14 protein-coding genes are annotated in these 17,495 nt (G+C 73.0%); 8 read left to right on the top strand and 6 right to left on the bottom strand.

From position 1 onward, the window contains the following. Window positions 1-85: 85 nt before the first annotated feature. Complete coding sequence (locus IF54_RS0133505) at window positions 86-589, bottom strand: MarR family winged helix-turn-helix transcriptional regulator (RefSeq protein WP_030325725.1); 504 nt, start codon at window positions 587-589, stop codon at window positions 86-88. 107 nt (window positions 590-696) lie between these two features. On the opposite strand from IF54_RS0133505, the gene IF54_RS0133500 reads away from it, so the two are divergent. Together IF54_RS0133500 and IF54_RS0133495 are read left to right on the top strand one after the other, a co-directional pair. Next, window positions 697-2,223 (top strand): SDR family oxidoreductase, encoded by a 1,527-nt coding sequence (locus IF54_RS0133500; protein WP_030325723.1) that lies wholly within the window; start codon window positions 697-699, stop codon window positions 2,221-2,223. A 156-nt stretch (window positions 2,224-2,379) separates the two neighbouring features. Then, window positions 2,380-3,753, top strand: coding sequence for a cryptochrome/photolyase family protein (locus IF54_RS0133495; protein WP_030325721.1), 1,374 nt, complete (start codon window positions 2,380-2,382; stop codon window positions 3,751-3,753). Here IF54_RS0133495 and IF54_RS0133490 read toward each other — a convergent pair. Then, a complete protein-coding gene (locus IF54_RS0133490) occupies window positions 3,728-4,846 on the bottom strand; it encodes a MerR family transcriptional regulator (protein WP_030325719.1) in 1,119 nt (372 codons plus the stop codon). The two genes, IF54_RS0133495 and IF54_RS0133490, sit on opposite strands and share 26 nt — an antisense overlap. A 161-nt stretch (window positions 4,847-5,007) precedes the next feature. Here IF54_RS0133490 and IF54_RS0133485 point away from each other — a divergent pair, with 161 nt between their 5' ends. Further along, window positions 5,008-5,673, top strand: a complete 666-nt coding sequence (locus IF54_RS0133485) for a sigma-70 family RNA polymerase sigma factor (protein WP_030325716.1) — start codon at window positions 5,008-5,010, stop codon at window positions 5,671-5,673. Between the two features lie 124 nt (window positions 5,674-5,797). Here the strand turns inward: IF54_RS0133485 and IF54_RS0133480 are convergent, their stop codons facing one another. Together IF54_RS0133480 and IF54_RS0133475 are read right to left on the bottom strand one after the other, a co-directional pair. Beyond that, the gene (locus tag IF54_RS0133480; protein WP_030325714.1) at window positions 5,798-6,523 is read right to left on the bottom strand and encodes a phosphotransferase; all 726 of its coding nucleotides are present in this window, start codon (window positions 6,521-6,523) and stop codon (window positions 5,798-5,800) included. A gap of 142 nt (window positions 6,524-6,665) precedes the next feature. Further along, on the bottom strand, window positions 6,666-8,114 hold the full coding sequence (locus IF54_RS0133475) for a hypothetical protein (protein WP_030325712.1): 1,449 nt from the start codon (window positions 8,112-8,114) through the stop codon (window positions 6,666-6,668). Window positions 8,115-8,393: 279 nt separating this feature from the next. Here IF54_RS0133475 and IF54_RS0133470 point away from each other — a divergent pair, with 279 nt between their 5' ends. Next, on the top strand, window positions 8,394-9,275 hold the full coding sequence (locus IF54_RS0133470; RefSeq protein WP_030325710.1) for a GNAT family N-acetyltransferase: 882 nt from the start codon (window positions 8,394-8,396) through the stop codon (window positions 9,273-9,275). Between the two features lie 58 nt (window positions 9,276-9,333). Here the strand turns inward: IF54_RS0133470 and IF54_RS0133465 are convergent, their stop codons facing one another. Further along, a complete protein-coding gene (locus tag IF54_RS0133465) occupies window positions 9,334-10,116 on the bottom strand; it encodes a GNAT family N-acetyltransferase (protein WP_030325707.1) in 783 nt (260 codons plus the stop codon). A 41-nt stretch (window positions 10,117-10,157) separates the two neighbouring features. Beyond that, window positions 10,158-10,535 carry a MerR family transcriptional regulator gene (locus tag IF54_RS0133460; protein WP_030325705.1) on the bottom strand — a complete coding sequence of 126 codons (378 nt, stop codon included), beginning with the start codon at window positions 10,533-10,535 and terminating at the stop codon, window positions 10,158-10,160. Between the two features lie 49 nt (window positions 10,536-10,584). Between IF54_RS0133460 and IF54_RS0133455 the strand changes: the two genes are divergently transcribed. The 4 genes from IF54_RS0133455 (at window position 10,585) to IF54_RS0133440 (ending at window position 17,479) form a co-directional block, all read left to right on the top strand. Then, window positions 10,585-11,790, top strand: coding sequence for an MFS transporter (locus tag IF54_RS0133455; protein ID WP_030325702.1), 1,206 nt, complete (start codon window positions 10,585-10,587; stop codon window positions 11,788-11,790). A 10-nt stretch (window positions 11,791-11,800) separates the two neighbouring features. Next, entirely contained in the window at window positions 11,801-12,280 is a 480-nt protein-coding gene (locus tag IF54_RS0133450; RefSeq protein ID WP_030325700.1) for a nucleoside deaminase, read from the top strand. Between the two features lie 133 nt (window positions 12,281-12,413). Beyond that, complete coding sequence (locus IF54_RS0133445) at window positions 12,414-16,700, top strand: aminotransferase class I/II-fold pyridoxal phosphate-dependent enzyme (RefSeq protein ID WP_030325698.1); 4,287 nt, start codon at window positions 12,414-12,416, stop codon at window positions 16,698-16,700. Window positions 16,701-16,729: 29 nt separating this feature from the next. Beyond that, window positions 16,730-17,479: a hypothetical protein gene (locus tag IF54_RS0133440; RefSeq protein ID WP_030325695.1), complete on the top strand. Its 750-nt coding sequence runs from the start codon at window positions 16,730-16,732 to the stop codon at window positions 17,477-17,479. The last annotated feature ends 16 nt before the right edge of the window (window positions 17,480-17,495 follow it).

Here is a 17,495-nt window from a genome sequence, read left to right as displayed (position 1 = left end):
TTGAGTTACATCGGTTAGGTGATCGTAGACGACGCCCCTGCTTCCGCGATCGGCCGGTCGACGGATGCGCTCACCGGCAGTGGATTCAGCGGCCGCCCGGCCGCGCCTCGGCGAGTTCCTCGTTCAGCGCCTCCAGGAAGCGCACCACCACGGACAGCTCCTGCTCGCCGAACCGGGCGCGGGCGGCCTCGGTCGCCTCGGCGAGCGGGCGGAAGTACGACCGTGCGGCCGCCCTGGCGTCCGGCTCGTACCGCAGATGGACGACCCTGCGGTCCGCACTCTCCCGCACCCGGCGGATGTGCCCCGCCCGCTCCAGCCGGTCCACGCACGCGGTCACCGCGCCCGAGGTCAGCCCGAGGTGCCGGCGCAGGCCGCTTGGTGTCATCGGCCCGTCCGCGTCCATGATCGCGGCGAGTGCCTGGATGTCGGTGGCGTGCAGACCGTGGTCACCTGCGAAACCCTGGACGAGCCGGTTGATCTCGCCGTTCATCCGGCGCAGTCGTACGGCGAAGGCGTACAGGTCGGTCGGCGCCCCGCCCGCGCCGGACTCCGGTCGCGCGTCCTGATCCCGCTGGTTCGGTGTGGCCACGTGATCAGCGTATAGAAGCGCCGGCCGCTCCCGGGCCGGGGCCGCATCCGAACCGGCCCGAGCGGTGGAAGTGATCACGAGGCGACGGAAGGAAGGACAGGGACGCGATGGACCACGACGACACGGGCGCGCGACCGCGCTGTCTGGTGACCGGCGCGACCGGCTACATCGGCGGTCGCCTGGTTCCCGAACTGCTCGACGCGGGCTACCGGGTGCGGTGCCTGGCCCGCTCCCCCGGCCGGCTGCGCGACCATCCCTGGATCGACCGCGCCGAGGTGGTGGGCGGTGACGTGACCGATCCCGAGTCCGTGGCGCGCGCCCTCGACGGCGTGGACGTGGCGTACTACCTGGTGCACGGGATGGGGTCCGGCAAGGACTTCGAGGAGACGGACCGCAGGGCCGCACGGATCTTCGCCGAGCAGGCCCGGACCGCGGGCGTACGACGGATCGTCCACCTGAGCGGGCTCACGCCCGCCGGGGTGCCCGAGAGCGAGCTCTCCCCGCATCTGCGCTCCCGCGCCGAGGTGGCCCACATCCTGCTCGATTCCGGCGTCCCGACCGCGATCCTGCGGGCGGCCGTCGTCCTCGGCTCCGGCTCGGCCTCCTTCGAGATGCTGCGATACCTCACCGAGCGGCTGCCCGTGATGGTCACCCCGAGCTGGGTGCACACCCGCATCCAGCCGGTGGCGGTCCGCGACGTGCTCCGCGCCCTGGTCGGCAGCGCGAGCATGCCGTCCGACGTCAGCCGGGCCTTCGACCTCGGCGGCCCCGACATCCTGACGTACCGGCAGATGATGAACCGGTACGCGGCGATCGCCGGCCTGCCGCGCCGGATCATCCTGCCGGTACCGATCCTCACCCCCCGGCTCTCCAGCCACTGGGTGGGCCTGGTCACGCCGGTGCCCGCCTCCCTCGCCCGGCCGCTCACCGAGTCGCTGCGGCACGAGGTGGTCTGCCACGAGAACGACATCGCCCGTTACCTCGCCGGGCCGCCCGCCGCTCCGATCGGCTTCGACGACGCCGTACGACTGGCCCTCCAGCGGGTGCGGGAGGCGCGGGTGACGACCCGGTGGTCGTCGGCGTCCGTGCCCGGTGCCCCGAGCGATCCGCTGCCCACCGACCCGGACTGGGCCGGCGGCAGCCTCTACAGCGACCACCGGGAGCTGGAGGTCGACGCCTCCCCCGAGGCGCTGTGGCGGGTCGTGGAGGGCATCGGCGGCGAGAACGGCTGGTACTCCTTCCCCCTCGCGTGGGCGGTGCGGGGCCGGCTGGACCGGCTGGTCGGCGGGGTCGGACTGCGCCGGGGGCGCCGGGACGCGGCCCGGCTGCGGGTCGGGGACTCGCTGGACTTCTGGCGGGTCGAGGAGATCGAGCCGGGCCGGCTGCTGCGGCTGCGCGCCGAGATGCGGCTGCCGGGGCTGGCCTGGCTGGAGATGGCGGTGGACAGCGACGAGAACGGCCGCACCCGGTACCGGCAGCGCGCGCTGTTCCATCCGCACGGCCTGCTCGGTCACGCGTACTGGTGGGGCGTCTCGCCCTTCCACGCGGTCGTGTTCGGCGGTATGGCCCGCAACATCGCCCGGACGGCGGCGAGTTCGGCGGCCCATGAACCGGAGCACGCCTCCGCCCACTGATCCTTCGCCCCCCGACCCTCCGACCTCTACCCGCCTCCTGTACCTCCCCTTCCGCCTCTTCTTGGCCGTCCCCGACCTCCCGCTCCGCCTCCCGGAGCACGTCCCCACTCACCCGCCACGAGCCGCCCGGCCCTCTCTCCACCCGGAGCACGCCCCATGAGCATCTCGGTCGTCCTGTTCACCTGTGACCTGCGGCTGCACGACCACCCGCCGCTCCGAGCGGCCCTCGACGGCACCGAGGAGGTCGTGCCCCTGTTCGTGCGGGACCGGAGCGTGGACGCCTCCGGGTTCGCCGTACCGAACCGGCTGGCGTTCCTCGCCGACTCCCTGAACGATCTGGACGCCGGTCTGCGCGAGCGGGGCGGCCGGCTGGTGGTGCGCTCCGGCGACCTGGTCGAGGAGGTGTGCAAGGTCGCCGCCGAGGCGGACGCCGACGAGGTGCACATGGCCGCCGACGCCAGTGCGCACGCCCACCGGCGGGAACGGCGGCTGCGGCGCGCCCTGGAGGGTGAGGGCGTACGGCTTCACGTGCACGACACGGTGTCCACGGCCGTCGCACCCGGCGCGGTGGCCCCGGCGGGCTCGGACCACTTCGCCGTGTTCACGCCCTACTTCCGGCGCTGGTCGGAGCAGCGGCTGCGGGAGCCGCACGGGGCGCCGAAGGCGGTGCGGGTCCCGGAGGGGGTGGGGTCCGAGTCTCTGCCCGCACGCGCCGACCTGTCCGGGCTCTCGGAGAGTCTCGCTACGGGAGGCGAGAGCGCGGGGCGCAAGAGCCTCGCCACCTGGCTGCGCTCCGGCGTGGCCGCGTACGAGGACCGGCACGACGACCTGGCCGGCGACGCGACCTCCCGGCTCTCCCCGCACCTCCACTTCGGCACCCTGTCCCCCGTCGAGCTCGTCCACCGGGCGCGCCGGGCGGGCGGTCCGGGCGCGGAGGCCTTCGTGCGACAGCTCGCCTGGCGCGACTTCCACCGTCAGGTGCTGGCGGCGCGTCCCGCCGCGGCCGGTGCCGACTACCGCACCCAGCACGACCGTTGGCGCCCCGAGAAGGAGGCCCGGGCGGACGTCGAGGCGTGGAAGGAGGGCCGGACCGGCTACCCGGTCGTGGACGCGGCGATGCGCCAGCTGCGGCACGAGGGGTGGATGCACAACCGCGGCCGTCTCCTGACCGCGAGCTTCCTCGCCAAGACGCTGTACGTGGACTGGCGGGTCGGCGCCCGGCACTTCCTGGACCTGCTGGTGGACGGGGACGTGGCCAACAACCAGCTCAACTGGCAGTGGATGGCGGGCACCGGCACCGACACCCGGCCCAACCGGGTCCTCAACCCGGTCATCCAGGCCAAGCGGTACGACCCGGACGGCGCCTATGTCCGCCGCTGGGTGCCGGAACTGGCCGCTCTGGAAGGGCCCTCGGTGCACGAGCCGTGGAAACTGCGGGGGCTGGACCGGGCCGCGTTCGACTACCCGGACCCGATCGTGGAGCTGTACGAGGGGCTCGCCCGGTTCAAGCGCGCCCGGGGCCGCGACTGAGGCCGCTCTCCGGGCGGTGCGACCCGGCGGGCCGCGGCGATCCGGCCCCGTACAGTCCGGCGAGGGTGTCCAGGGCGTCCTGGAAGGACGTGGGCCGCAGCATGCCCTGGCCGGAACGGCCGGCCCAGCCCGGTCCGCCCAGGACCACCAGAGGCCTTCTGCGCGCGCCCTTCACCCCCCACCCGGTGCCGGCCAGGTGCCGGGCCAGCGGGAAACTCGCGGTGGAGCGGACCTGCGACCACAGGACGACGGCCGCCGGGCCGAGCCGCTCCACGGCTCCGATCAGCGCCTCCGCGGGTACGGCGGCGCCGAACATCCTTGCGGGCAGGCGCAGTTCGGTCAGCGCGGCGTTGAGCGCCTCCAGCGCGAGCGTGTGCTGCTCGCCGGGGACGCAGGCCAGCACCACCGGGCCGGGACCGGGTGTGTCCGCGTGCCGGGCCGGCGGGCGGGTGCTGCGGCGCAGCACGGTGGACATGTGCCAGGACAGCAGGTGCTCGACCTCGACGTAACGGTCCCCGGACGAGGCCCACTTGCGGCCCACCGCGTGCAGCGTCGGCACCATCACCTCCTGCCAGGCCACCGCGAGACCGTGGGTCTCCACCGCCGCCGCCAGCTGCTCCTGCACGGCGGGCGCGTCGAGGCGGACGGCGGCCCGGGCCAGGCCCCGGCACTCCTGCCGCACATCGCCCAGGGGGAGCGTGCCGGCCGCCCGGGACCGGGGCGTCGGTTCCGGCGGCGCATCCAGGTCGGGGGCGTCCGCCGGATCCGCGGGCCCCGCCGCGAGCGGGATGCCCGCCGGTTCCGGGGACGCCGACCGCTTGGCCGCGCGCGCCGCCTCGGCCGGCGGTACGCCCGCCGAGGTGAGCCGGCACATCGTCTCCAGCACGGCGACGTCCGGCGCGGTCCACCGGCGGTGCCGGCCGTCGGCGCGGACGGCGGGGCCGATGCCGTAGCGCCGGTCCCAGGAGCGCAGTGTGGTCGGCGAGACGCCCAGCCGGCGGGCCAGGGCGCCGGTGGTGAGACTCGTCGCGGTGTCGCGGGAGGCCGGCTCCGGCCGGACCGACGGTTCCCCGCCCTCCGGAATGTCACGCATGGCCCGACTATACGACGCAGAACCGATGCAAGTTGCGGGCGCCGACCCGGGGCTCGGAGGATGGCCGCGACGTCACACGCTCCGACCGAGCGGGGCCCGGCATCCCCGTGCCTCGTGGGCCGCCCGTCCGCAGGAGCCGTACACCGCGAGGAGCCGCCGCCATGGACGCGCAGTCGAGCACTCTCCCCGTGGTGCCGTCCGGCACGGCGGCCGGGGAGCCTCGGTGGGCCTTGGCCGCATCGCCGTCCGCCGGGGAGCTCCCCGAAGCGGCGCCCTGCGAGGAGGAGTTGGCGCGCGGACTGGCGGCGGGCGACGAGGCGTGCCTGACAGTCGCGTACCACCGCTGGTCACCCCTCGTGCACACACTGGCCCGGCGCTCCCTGGGCGACCCGAACGAGGCCGAGGACGTCACCCAGCAGGTCTTCATCGGCGTGTGGCACGGACGGCGGGGGTACCGGCCCGAACGGGGGACGCTCGCCGGCTGGATCGTCGGGATCACCCGCCGCAAGGTCGCCGACGCCCTCCGGGCCCGCAGCCGCCGCTTCGGCCTCGCCGTCTCGGCGGACGACCGGGTCGTCCTTCCCTTGCACACCGAGGACCGGACGGAGGCGACCGTGGACGGGCTGGTCGTGCGCGCCGAGCTCGCCAAACTCCCCTCGGCCCAGCAGCGGGTGCTGCGGCTGACGTTCTACGAGGACCTGAGCCAGATCCAGATCGCCGAGCGCACGGGGTGGCCGCTGGGCACGGTGAAGAGTCACGCGCGGCGCGGAATGCATCGGCTGCGACGGGGCCTCGAATTCGCTTTCGATGCGGAAACGGTGCGTTAGTCGCCGACGTCGAAAGAACCAAGGACCGCGGCGCCACCCCTCGCGCCGCGCGGGAGCCCGTGCTCCCGGCCCACCCTCGGAGGGAGTCGGCGCTCTCCGGGGGTGGGTCCTGCGATCCGGCTGGTCAGTCCAGGAAAGCGCCCAGTTCGTGCCGGTGACGGGCCACCCACTCCTCCGCGGCCCGCACCTCGTGCACGGCCCCGCCCGCCCGCAGCCGGACCATGGCGGGCTCGCCCCGCTGCGCTCCGGCCTCGATCCCCCGCCGGCACCGGTCCTGCCACCACCGCACGGTGTCCAGCAGCCCGCCGCGCTCGTCCAGACCGTAGGCGTCGCAGATCAGCCGGATCCGGCGAGCGGCGTCCCGTACGTCGGTGACGCCCGGCCCCAGGTCCAGGTACTGCCAGCAGACATGGGCGAGGTCGTGGACGCGCTCGCCCGGCGCGGCCAGGTCCCAGTCGATGAAGGCCACGGGGCGCCAGGCGGTGTAGACGGTGTTCTTGGGTGCGAGGTCGTTGTGGCAGACCACGTCCTGGTCGCCGGCGAGCGCGGTGCCGTGGGTCAGGTCGTGGAAGGCGCGGACCAGTCGGGCGACCGCCACCAGCGCCTCGTCCGTACGGGCGGCGGTGCGCTCGCGCGGGGTCAGGGCGGCCCGGCCCTCGATGTAGCCGAACATCTCCCGGCCCTGCTCGTCGACGCCGAGGAACCGCGGCGCCCCCGGCCAGTCGGCCCGCTCGAACAGCTTGAGCAACTCCCGCACGAAACCGGACTGTTGCGAGGGCGTGCGCCGAACCGTGTCACCGATCCGCACGACCTCGTTGACGGCGCCGCCGCCGAGTGCCGCCTCCTCCACCTGACCGCCCCTCCTCACCCTCACCCCACCGGCTCGCAGGCTACGGCCTCCCGCTGGGCGCCTGGACAAACGCGGGTCCGCCCGTCGGCACCCTGCGAGTGATGACCGACGGGCGGACCGGGACCGACAAGGGTCGCGGCGGTCAGCTGACGTTCAGTGCCGTGTCGTCGAGGACGAAGGACGTCTGGAGGGTGGAGCCCTCCGTGCCGGTGAATTTCAGGGTGACGGTCTGGCCCGCGTAGCTCGCCAGGCTGAAGCTGCGCTGGGTGTAGCCGGAGGCGGCGTCGAGGTTGGAGTAGGTCGCCAGGGTGCCGAGGACCGTGCCGGAGCTGTTGAGCACCTGGACCTTGAGCGTGTCGTAGGCCGTGCTGGTGCTGGTCTCCGCGGTGTCCACGTGCAGGTAGAAGCTGAGCGCGGCGGTGGTGCAGCCGGACGGGACGGTCACCGTCTGCGCGAGGGTGTCGGTGGTGGCCTTGCCGTAGCCGTCGAGCCAGGCGTAGTAGGAACCCGTACGGGCGGACTCGCTGCTGGAGTTGGTGATGACACCGCTGGTGCCGGTCCAGGCGGTGCTGCCGGACTCGAAGCCGTTGTTGCCGAGCAACTGGGCGGCGGTGCAGGTGCCGGAGCCGCCGCCGGTGCCGCCCCCGCCGCTGCTGCCGCTCGCGCCGGAGAGCCACTCGGTGGCGTTGAGGGCGAGGGCCGCGTTGGTGGCGCCGGAGTCGTTCCAGCCGTCGTAGAGCGTGTTGCCGGACTGGCCGGTGCCGTCGTCGACGGGTGAGCTGTCGCCCCAGAAGGCGATACGTCCGCTGCCGAAGGTGCTGGTCGCGAAGAAGGCACCGGTGTTGCCGGAGTAACCGGTGCGGTAGACCAGGCCCTTGACGGCGGAGTTGTCGGCGGGCTTGAGGGTGACGGTGGTGCCGTTGGCGATCAGGCTCTTGGTGACGGTGCCGAAGGAGCCGTGCAGGACCGGGTTGCTGCTGTCGCTGATGGCGGAGGGGTAGTCGGAGCCGATGTTCAGCGAGTCGATGGAGAAGCCGAACGGGTCCGTCGAGTCGACGCTGTTGTTGGTCATCAGGTCGTTGAGGATCTCGACCGCGTCCTCACCGTCGTTGTTGCGGTCGGAGCCGGTGTGGTCGGAAATCATGAAGAGGCCGCCGCCGTTCTTCACGAAGGTCATGATCGCCGTCTTCTCGGCGGTGGTGAAGAGCGTGTTGGGCTCGGGCAGGACCAGGGTGTCGAACTTCGACAGGTCGGTGGCCGAGGTGCCGCCGTAGGTGAGGGCGCTCGTCGCGGTCTTGAGGCTGTAGTTCCCGGTCTCCTGGAGAGCGACGCCCCACGAGGAGAGCGCACCCGTCCAGTCCGTCTCCGCCGACGGCGAGGAGTCCTGGACGAGCGGGTCGGGCTTGCTGGTGGAGATGATCCAGTCCGCGTTGCCCGCCTCCTCCGCGTGACCGTCGTCGAAGAGGATCCGGTGCGGGGTGGCGGCGACGGCGGGGGTGGCGGTGGCCTGTACGGCGACACCTGCGGTGACCAGGGTGAGTCCGGCGAGGAGCGCGCCGGCTCTGTGACGGGGTCCGGTGAGTCCGAGCATTCCGCATACCTCCGTGGGGAGTTGGGGAGGGTGGGGGCGAGGGGAGTAACTACGCGCATAGATACCCGGGTAATTTGAACGGTACATGTCATACAGACGTCCGGAAAGGTTCGTTCCGGTCTCCTCGACGAGGATTGACCGGGTGTTGACCGCCGGTTGGGACGGACCTGGGCTGCGGTGGCCGCCGCACGGTCCCCTCAAATCCCGTTGCGGGGCTCAAGCCACGGCGACTAGCTTCAAGCGCTCACCGCCCCGCCCCTTTTCGTGACGGAGACCCGCTTGTCCTTCCGCCTCACCCCGCTCGCCGATCCCGAACCCGGCGCCTCCAGCCGCCGCTTGGCCTGGCTGGCCTCGGACGAGGACGGCGTTCCCCTCGGGTCCGCCTTCCTGCGGCTGTTCACCAGGGAGGGACAGGAGCACCTGGCCGAACTGAACCTGGCGGTGCACGGGGCCGAGCGGCGGCGGGGAGTCGGCACCCGGCTTCTTGAGGCCGCCGTGGGTGCGGCGAAGGCGGAGCGACGGCGGTCGGTCATCGCACAGGCCGTACAGGGCTCCCCCGCCGATCTGTTCCTGGCCGCGCGCGGTTTCCGGCAGGTCCTGGCGCTCACCTATGCGCGCCTCGCACTGGCCGACGTGGACCACGACGCTTTGGACGCCCTCGTTCAACTCCCGCATCCCGGCTACCGGTTGACCGCGTGGGAGGGCACGGTGCCGCAGGAGCTGGCGCGGTCGTTCGCCGAGGCGCGGCGCGCGATGGACGACATGCCGATGGAGGGCACGGACTTCGGGACGGTCGTCTGGGACGTGGAGCGGGTCGTCGCGGCCGCGGAGGCCGTCGCGCGGCGCGGAGAGCTGCTGCACACCGTGGCCGCGGTGGACGAGGCCGACGGCAGTGTGGTCGGCTTCTCCGAACTGGTCGTCGGCGGCGACGGTGCGGGCGACGGACAGCACTACGGCACCGCCGTGCTGCCCGAGCACCGGGGCCGCGGACTCGCCCGCTGGATGAAGGCCGCGTCCATCCGTCACGCCCGTGCACGGCATCCACGGCTCGCCGGGTTGCGCACCGACACCGCGCAGAGCAACGCGCCGATGCTCGCCGTCAACGACGCCCTCGGGTACGTACCGACGCACCAGGCGCTGGAGTACCAGCTCGACCTGTGATCACCGGGTGGTCGCTGACCACAGTGCGGCCGGGCCGTCGCGGCGGCCGAGCGGAGTGTCAGCTCCGGGGCTCGTACACGTACGGCTGGGTCGTCGTCAGCGGCTCGAAGCCCAGCCGTTCCAGGATGGGGCGACTCGTGGGCAGCGCGTCGACCTGGAGGTAGCGGTACCCACGGTCCACGGCGGCGCGGGCCCGGTGCGCGACCAGAGCCCGGTAGATGCCGCGGCCACGCCAGCCCTCGACGGTGCCGCCGCCCCACAGACCGGCGAAGCGGGTGCCGGGCACCAGCTCCATGCGGGCCGCGCTGACCGGCACGTCACCGGCGAGCGCGACGACCGCCACCACCGTCTCCGGGTCGTCGCGGAGCCGGGCGAGCAACTGGTGCCGCAGCCGGGAGCTGTCGGTGCCGAAGGCCTTCTCGTGGACGTCCGCCACGAGGTGGACACCCGCCTCGTCGGTGACCGGGAGGAACCGGATCCCCTCGGGCGGCGCCACGTCCAGGGAGAGGTCGGCGACCTCGGCGATCATCAGCGTCTCCTCGGGCTCGGCGACGAACCCGGCCGATCTGAGCCGCCGTCCGAGGTCGACGGGCAGGTCGTGGCCGTACAGCTTCCACTCGAACCCGCGGCCCAGGCCGGTGTAGTACGCGATCTGGTCGGCGATCGCCCTGTCGGCGTTCGACTCGTCCAGGTCGGACCAGACGACGCCGTTCCAGCCCTGGTCGGCGGCGACCTGGCGGACCACCCGGCCGTCGCGGTCCACACGGGCGCCGGGGCCGTCCGGCTGTGCGCCTTCGCGCATGTCCCGGTCGAAGAGGGCGAGTACCGCTACATGATCCATGTGCTCACTCCATCATCCGGACGCCTGCGCGGCAATGGCGTTTACGGCCGCTCGGCCGCCGTGCGCACCGCCGCCAGGTAGGCGCTGAGCCGGTCGCGGTTGCGGGCCAGGCAGTCGATCCGGGCCTGGATGCGGTCGACGTGCGCCTGGAGGAGGGCGGCCGTCTCCGGGGTGAGGTGCTCGGGCGGCAGCAGGATCTCCTCGGGCCCCGACAGGTAGGGCAGTATCGCGCGGATCATCTCGGTGGTCAGGCCCGAGTCGAGGAGGCCGCGGATCTGCTGGACGTCCCGGACCGTGCCCTCGCCGTAGTCCCGGTAGCCGTTGCCGGCGCGCTCGGGGGCGAGCAGGTGCTGTTCCTCGTAGTAGCGCAGCAGTCTGGTGGGGACTCCGGTGCGGCGGGACAGTTCACCGATCCTCATGATGTGCTCCCTTGCCTTCACACTGATGTGAAGGTCCGAGCATGGTCGCATGTCCACCACTTCCCTGGTCAAGGGCGCAGCCCTGCCCGCGTCCGCGCCCCTGCCGTGGTCCGGGCTGCTCGCCCTGTCGACGGCCGCCTTCACCGCCGTGCTGACCGAGCTGCTGCCCGCGGGGCTGCTGCCGCGCATGGCCCCGGCCCTGGGTGTCTCCGAGGCCCGGATCGGCTTCCTGGTCACCGGGTACGCGGTCGCGTCCTTCGCCGCCGCGATCCCGCTCACGGCGCTGCTGCGCGGGCTGCCGCGCCGGCCGGTGCTCGTCGGCACCCTGCTCGGGTTCGCGCTGAGCAACGCGGTGGTCGCGCTGTCCTCGTCGTACGCCCTCGCGTTCGCGGCGCGGCTGGTGGCCGGGTGCGCGGGCGGGACGCTCTGGGCGATGCTCGCCGGCTGTGCGGCCCGGATGGTGCCGCCCGAGCGGCGCGGCCGGGCGATCGCGGTGGTCCTCGCCGGCATCACCCTCGCCCTCTCGCTGGGCGTCCCGGCCGGGACGGCGCTGGCCGGGGCGGTGGGCTGGCGTTCGGCCTTCGGGATGCTGGCCGTGGTCGCCGTACTGCTGGTGGGGTGGACGCACGCGCGCGTGCCGCGGTTTCCGGGTGAGGCGCCGCACGGGCGCGTGCCCCTCGCCCGGGTGGCCGTGCTGCCCGGCGTCCCCGCCGTGCTGTCCGTGACGCTGTTTCTGCTGGTGGGGCACCAGGTGATGTACACGTACGTCGCCCCGTTCGCGGCACATGCCGGGTTCGGCCGTACGGGCCTGGTGCTGCTGGTGTTCGGTGCGGCCACGGTGGTGGGGATCTGGATCACCGGGGTGCTGGTGGACCGGCGTCCGCGGGCGGCACTGCTCGGCGCTCTTGGCTTGTGCGCGGCCGTGATGCCGACGCTGGGCCTGGCCGCCGGGGTGCCCGGCGTGCTGCCGGTCTCGGTGGCCCTGTGGGGTCTCGCCTTCGGGGGAGCCCCGACGCTGATCCAGACGGCGCTGGTCGACGTCTCGGGCCCCGAGCGGGCGGACGTGGCCACCTCGCTCCAGACCACGGTGTACAACGCGGGGATCGCCGTGGGTTCGCTGACCGGCGGGGTGGTGCTGTCGGGCCCGGGCGCCGGGGCCCTGCCGTGGACGGCGCTGCCCCTGATCGCGGCGGCCCTCACGGTGGTGGCCCTGAACCGCCGGAACGCGTTTCCGTCCGGGCGGCACGGCTCCTAGGCTCGGTGTCATGGTCGTGAAGGACACCGAACTGCCGTATCTGCGCCGCTGTGTCGAGCTGGCCGAGGCGGCGCTGGACTCCGGGGACGAGCCGTTCGGCTCGGTCCTGGTGGGCGCCGACGGCGAGATCCTCGCCGAGGACCGCAACCGGGTGGCCTCCGGTGACCGCACCCGGCACCCCGAGTTCGAGCTGGCCCGCTGGTCGGCGGCCCACCTGTCGCCCCAGGAGCGGGCGGCGGCGACCGTCTACACCTCCGGCGAGCACTGCCCAATGTGCGCGGCCGCGCACGCCTGGGTGGGCCTGGGCCGCATCGTGTACGTCGCCTCCTCGCGCCAACTCGCCCATTGGCTGGGTGAGTTGGGCGTGCCGGCGCCACCGGTGCGGACCCTGCCGGTGGACGAGATCGCCCCCGGTGTGGCGGTGGAGGGTCCGGTGCCCGAGTTCACGGAGCGTGTACGGCAGTTGCACCACCGGTTCCACCGGGGCTGACACCGATCTCCCCGGATGCAGGCCGTCACCCGCGTGCCTAGGATCGGAAAAGATCCGGACCAGGTGGAAGACCCGGTCTCCTCCAGTGGCCCATGGGGGGAGGCGCTCGCCCTTGCAGTCGGCCCATCGGCCGATGGCCGCCCATGTCGCCGTCGTCGCCGTCGCCACGCTCGTCTACATGACGGTCCCCGCTGCGCTCTCCCCTCTCTGGGCGGTGATCGGGCTCGCCGGCGTCGGCGCCGTGCTCGTGGGCGTCCGGCTGCACCGGCCCGCCCACCGCTGGCCCTGGTGGACGCTGGCGGCGGGGCTGCTCACCTTCATCGCGGGCGACACGTACTACAACGTCATGGAGCAGTACTTCCACGTCTCCAACCCCTTCCCCTCCCCCTCCGACGCCCTCTACCTCACCACCTACCCGCTCTTCGCCATCGGCCTGTCGGGCCTCATCCGCTACCGCTGGGCCGGCCACGACCTGCCCAGCCTGCTCGACGCGCTGATCGTGACGGCGGGCCTCGCGCTGCCCGTGTGGGTCTACCTGGTGCAGCCCCTGACCGAGGTCGACGGTCTGACCTGGCAGCAGCGGGCCATCAGCATCGCCTACCCGCTCGGTGACGTGCTGGTCCTGGCCCTGCTGGCCCGGCTGCTGGCCCCGAGCCCGGTCGACGGACCCAACAGGTCGGTGCAGTTGCTGGTGGTCGGCACCGCGACGCTGCTCGTCTTCGACATCGCCTACGGCATCCTCCAGCTCAACTCGATGTGGCAGGCGGGCACCGTGCTGGACGCCGGGTGGATCGTCTTCTACACGGCCTGGGGCCTGGCCGCGCTGCACCCCTCGATGGCATCGCTCACGGCCGCCGTCCCGCAGCAGCAGGCTCCCCTGCCCCCTCCCCACCGGATGGTGATGCTGGGAGCCGCCACCCTCATCGCGCCCGCGATCCTCCTGTACGAGGCGGTCACCCGCAGCCCCCACCACACGGCGGTGATCGCGGCCTTCTCGGCCGCCCTGTTCCTGCTGGTCATCCTGCGGCTGGCGGGCATGGTCGTGGTGCACCGGGGAGCCGTCGCCCGCGAGCTGGCCCTGCGCCAGGCGGCCGGATCCCTGGTTGCGGCGGTACGGCAGCGGGACGTCGTACGGTCCTGCGAGACGGCCGTCGACATGCTCCTGGGACCGGAGGTGGACCACCGGACCCTGGTGCTCTCCGCCCGGCAGGCCGCGCCCCTGCTCCCCCACCAGGCCCGTCGGGTGGCCCCCGCCGAGCTCGGCGCCGACATCGCCGCACACCTGGACGGGCTCCCGGCCGTCCAGGTGTGCCCCATGACCTCACCGGACCGCCCGGCCGGCCAGGACCCCGGAGTCCTGCTGGTCGCCGGCCCCCCGGCCGCGCTCACCGAGACGCACGGCTCCCTGGAGATCCTCGCCTCCCACGCCGGGCTCGCCATGGAACGGGTCCTGCTGCGCCAGGAGGTGATCCGGCAGGAGAGCGAGGCCTACTTCCGCACCCTGGTGCGCCACACCTCCGACGTCATCCTGATCCTCGAGGACGACGACACCATCCGGTACTCCAGTCCGTCCGCGGCAGCCGTGTTCGGCACCACGGACCTCGTCGGCACCAGCCTGCCGGACCTGGTGGATCCCCGGGACCGGGCCCGGGCGGTCCGTGAGCTGACCGCCGTACGCGATCACGGGCCGAAGGGCTCCCACGACCACTGGTGGGTCCGGCAGCGGGCCGGACGGGTCGAGGTGGAGGTGCGGTGCAGCGACTTCCGGGACGAACGGACCGTGGCGGGGCTCGTGGTGACCCTGCGCGATGTGACCGAGCAGCGCAGGCTGGAGCACGAGCTGACCCAGCGGGCCTTCCACGACGCGCTCACCGGCCTGCCCAACCGCACCCTGCTCCTGGAGCGGATCGAGCGCGCGCTGCTGCGGGGCCGTCGCGAGTCCTCCCTGACCTGTCTGCTCTTCATCGACCTCGACGACTTCAAGCTGGTCAACGACACGATGGGGCACTCGGCCGGCGACCGGCTGCTCGTCGCCGTGGGCAACCGGCTGACCCGGACCCTGCGGCGCACCGACACGGCGGCCCGGCTCGGCGGCGACGAGTTCGCCGTACTGATGGAGGACGCGCGCGAGCCGCTGGACGCCGAGCTGCTGGCGGCGCAGGTGGTGGAGACGCTGACCAGGCCGTTCGTGCTGGGCGACGAGTCGGTCAGTGTGTCGGCGAGCGTGGGCGTGGCCACGGCCCGCGACAGCAGCGACGCGGAGGAGCTCCTCGGCCACGCCGACCTCGCGCTGTACGCGGCCAAGGCGGCGGGCAAACGGCAGTGGCGGCGCTTCCTGCCGATGCTGCGTGCCCGCATGGTCGAGCGGCACGATTTGCAGAGCCGGCTCGCCAGGGCGGTCGCCGCGCAGGAGTTCGCCCTGCGCTACCAGCCGGTGGTGGACATCGACGGGGGCCAGGTCGTCGGGTTCGAGGCACTGGTGCGCTGGCCGCGGCCCCCGGACCGGCCCGTGTCGCCGCAGCAGTTCATCACGCTCGCCGAGGAGACGGGGCACATCGCGCCACTGGGCTCGTGGGTGCTGGAGAACGCCGTCGGTGACATCGCCGGCCTTCAGCAGCTGTCGGGGACGGCGGCACCGCCGTACGTCAGTGTGAACGTGTCGGCCCGGCAGTTCCGTGACGCCGGGTTCCTGGACCAGGTCGGCCGGGCCCTGCGGACACCGGGGCTGGCTCCCGGTTCGCTTCAGCTGGAGCTCACCGAGACGGTGCTGCTGCGCCGGGACGCCCAGATCCAGGCGGTGCTCGGGTCCCTGAAGGACCTGGGGGTGCACATCGCGGTCGACGACTTCGGTACCGGGTTCTCCTCGCTGCGCTATCTGCGGGACTTCCCCATCGACGTACTGAAGATCGACAAGACGTTCATCGACGACATCACGCGCGACGCCCGGCAGGTCGCGCTCGTGGAGGGCATCGTCCGCATCGCCGACACCCTGGGCCTCCAGGTGATCGCGGAGGGCATCGAGGAACCGGCGCAGCGGGACATGCTCGCCCGGCTGGGATGCCGGTTCGGGCAGGGTTTCCTGTTCGCCCGGCCGATGACGGTGGCGGAGAGCGAGCGGACGTTGCGGCAGGGCGGCGGGCTGCTCACACCGGGTTCCGGCGGCACGAACGGGCGGCACGCCCGCCGTGACCCGCCGTCGGCCGCCGCCGAGCGGCGCACGGCGGGCCTCGAACACCTGCGGCGGACCAGTCCGATGAGCGACGCGGTGATCGACGAGGTGCGCGGGCGCCGGATCCGCAGCGGCGGCCACTGGCTGACCGACTTCGCGTCCTGCAACTACCTCGGCTTCGACTGGGACCCGGAGATCGCGGCCCGTATCGGCCCCGAGGTACGCCGGTGGGGCACCCATCCCAGCTGGTCGCGGCTGCTGGGCAACCCACGGCTGTACCCGGTGCTGGAGGAACGGCTCGCCGCGTTGCTGGACGCCCCGGACACCCTGCTGCTGCCGACGCTGACCCTGATCCACGCCTCCGTGATCCCGGTCCTGGCCGACGGCGGCCACGTCTTCGTCGAGGCGAGCGCGCACCGGACGGTGTACGACGGCTGCGTGGTCGCCCGCGGCCAGGGCGCCACCCTGCACCGCTTCCACGCCGAACGCCCCGAGGAACTGGACGCGTTGCTCTCCTCGGTGCCCGCGCGCACGACCCGCCTGGTCTGCCTGGACGGCGTGAACAGCATGACCGGCAACCTCCCCGACCTGCCCGTGCTGGCCGCGCTGTGCCGGGACCGCGGAGCCACGCTGTACGTCGACGACGCGCACGGCTTCGGAGTGATCGGGGAGCGCGCGCCGGACGAGCCGTGTCCGTACGGCCGGCGCGGCAACGGCGTGGTGCGGCACACCGGGGAGACCTACGACGGGATCGTGATGGCGGGCGGTTTCTCCAAGGCGTACTCCTCGCTGCTGGCGTTCCTCGCGCTGCCCACCGAACTGAAGAACCATCTCAAGACGAGCGCGGCCCCGTATCTGTACTCGGGCCCCTCCCCCACGGCGTCGCTGGCCACCGCGCTGGCCGGCCTCGATGTCAACGAACGCCGGGGCGACGCGCTGCGGGCCGACCTGTACCGCAAGACCGTGCGGGTGCTCGACCACCTTGCCGACCTCGACGTGCACACCCTCAACACGGACCGGTTGCCCATTGTGGAGATCCCGCTGGCGGATCCGGCCGACCTCGACGCGGTCGGCGCCTTCCTGTGGGAGGAGGGCGTCTATGTGACGCTCGCCGCGCATCCGCTCGTCCCGCGCGACCGGGTCGGCTTCCGGGTGCAGCTCACGGCTCTCAACTCCGACGACGACATAGACCATCTGAACGGCACGCTGACCGCGCTGGCGAAGCGGATCCGGCTGCGGTCGAGGCACTGAGGGGGCGACCCGCGGATGGGGACACCGAGATGCTGACGCACAACGACGACGTGGACTGGGACCGCTGGCCGGTCGCCGACTACCTCGCCGAGAACTACCGGGACGTGCACCCCTCGGACGCGGAGGTCATCGCCCACCACTCGGCGTTCTACCGGGGCCTGCCGCCGGGCGGTGTGGCGCGTTCGGTGGAGTTCGGTGCCGGGCCGAACCTCTATCCGCTGATCCTCGCGTCCGCGGTGAGCCGCCAGGTGGACGCCGTGGAGGCGGGTGCGGGCAACGTGGCCTATCTGGAACGGCAGATCGTCTGCGGGCCCGACGCCAGCTGGCTGCCCTTCCACGCACTGTGCCGTCGGCTCAATCCCGCCCTGCCGAGAACCCTCGCCGGGTCGCTGGCGCAGGTGCGGGTCGTCCACGCCGACGTACGGGATCTGGAGCCGGGGGGCTATGGACTGGCGTCGATGCACTTCGTCGCCGAGGGCGCCACGGAGGACTTCGCCGAGTTCACCGACTTCTGCCGGGCCTTCGTGCGCTGTGCGGAGCCGGGCGGTCTCCTGGTCGCCGCGTTCATGGAGAACATGCCGACCTACCGGATCGGCCCGACCTCGACCTGGCCGGGCTGCCCGGTGAACCCGGAGACCGTCGAGGAGGTCTTCACCCCCCTCACCCAGTCCCTCACACTCACCCACATCCCCCCGGACCCGACCCTCCCGGACTACGGGGACTCGGGGATGGTGCTGCTGACGGGGGTGGCGAGAGCGGGTGGGGTGACGGGGGCGTGAGGGGGTGGGCGTGAGG

The sequence above is a fragment of the Streptomyces sp. NRRL B-3229 genome (genome assembly GCF_000719505.1).
GTDB lineage: Bacteria > Actinomycetota > Actinomycetes > Streptomycetales > Streptomycetaceae > Streptomyces > Streptomyces griseorubiginosus.
The sequence above is the reverse complement of the archived record's forward strand: the minus strand, read 5'-3'. Positions and strand labels throughout refer to the sequence as shown.

Bases quoted from the DNA above. Each gene is read 5' to 3' on its own strand.
- IF54_RS0133465 (WP_030325707.1), bottom strand. From the start codon at position 10,116: ATGGATCATGTAGCGGTACTCGCCCTCTTCGACCGGGACATGCGCGAA.
- IF54_RS0133455 (WP_030325702.1), top strand. From the start codon at position 10,585: ATGTCCACCACTTCCCTGGTCAAGGGCGCAGCCCTGCCCGCGTCCGCG.
- IF54_RS0133440 (WP_030325695.1), top strand. From the start codon at position 16,730: ATGCTGACGCACAACGACGACGTGGACTGGGACCGCTGGCCGGTCGCC.
- IF54_RS0133490 (WP_030325719.1), bottom strand. From the start codon at position 4,846: ATGCGTGACATTCCGGAGGGCGGGGAACCGTCGGTCCGGCCGGAGCCG.
- IF54_RS0133450 (WP_030325700.1), top strand. From the start codon at position 11,801: ATGGTCGTGAAGGACACCGAACTGCCGTATCTGCGCCGCTGTGTCGAG.
- IF54_RS0133485 (WP_030325716.1), top strand. From the start codon at position 5,008: ATGGACGCGCAGTCGAGCACTCTCCCCGTGGTGCCGTCCGGCACGGCG.
- IF54_RS0133475 (WP_030325712.1), bottom strand. From the start codon at position 8,114: ATGCTCGGACTCACCGGACCCCGTCACAGAGCCGGCGCGCTCCTCGCC.
- IF54_RS0133495 (WP_030325721.1), top strand. From the start codon at position 2,380: ATGAGCATCTCGGTCGTCCTGTTCACCTGTGACCTGCGGCTGCACGAC.
- IF54_RS0133460 (WP_030325705.1), bottom strand. From the start codon at position 10,535: ATGAGGATCGGTGAACTGTCCCGCCGCACCGGAGTCCCCACCAGACTG.
- IF54_RS0133500 (WP_030325723.1), top strand. From the start codon at position 697: ATGGACCACGACGACACGGGCGCGCGACCGCGCTGTCTGGTGACCGGC.
- IF54_RS0133445 (WP_030325698.1), top strand. From the start codon at position 12,414: ATGGCCGCCCATGTCGCCGTCGTCGCCGTCGCCACGCTCGTCTACATG.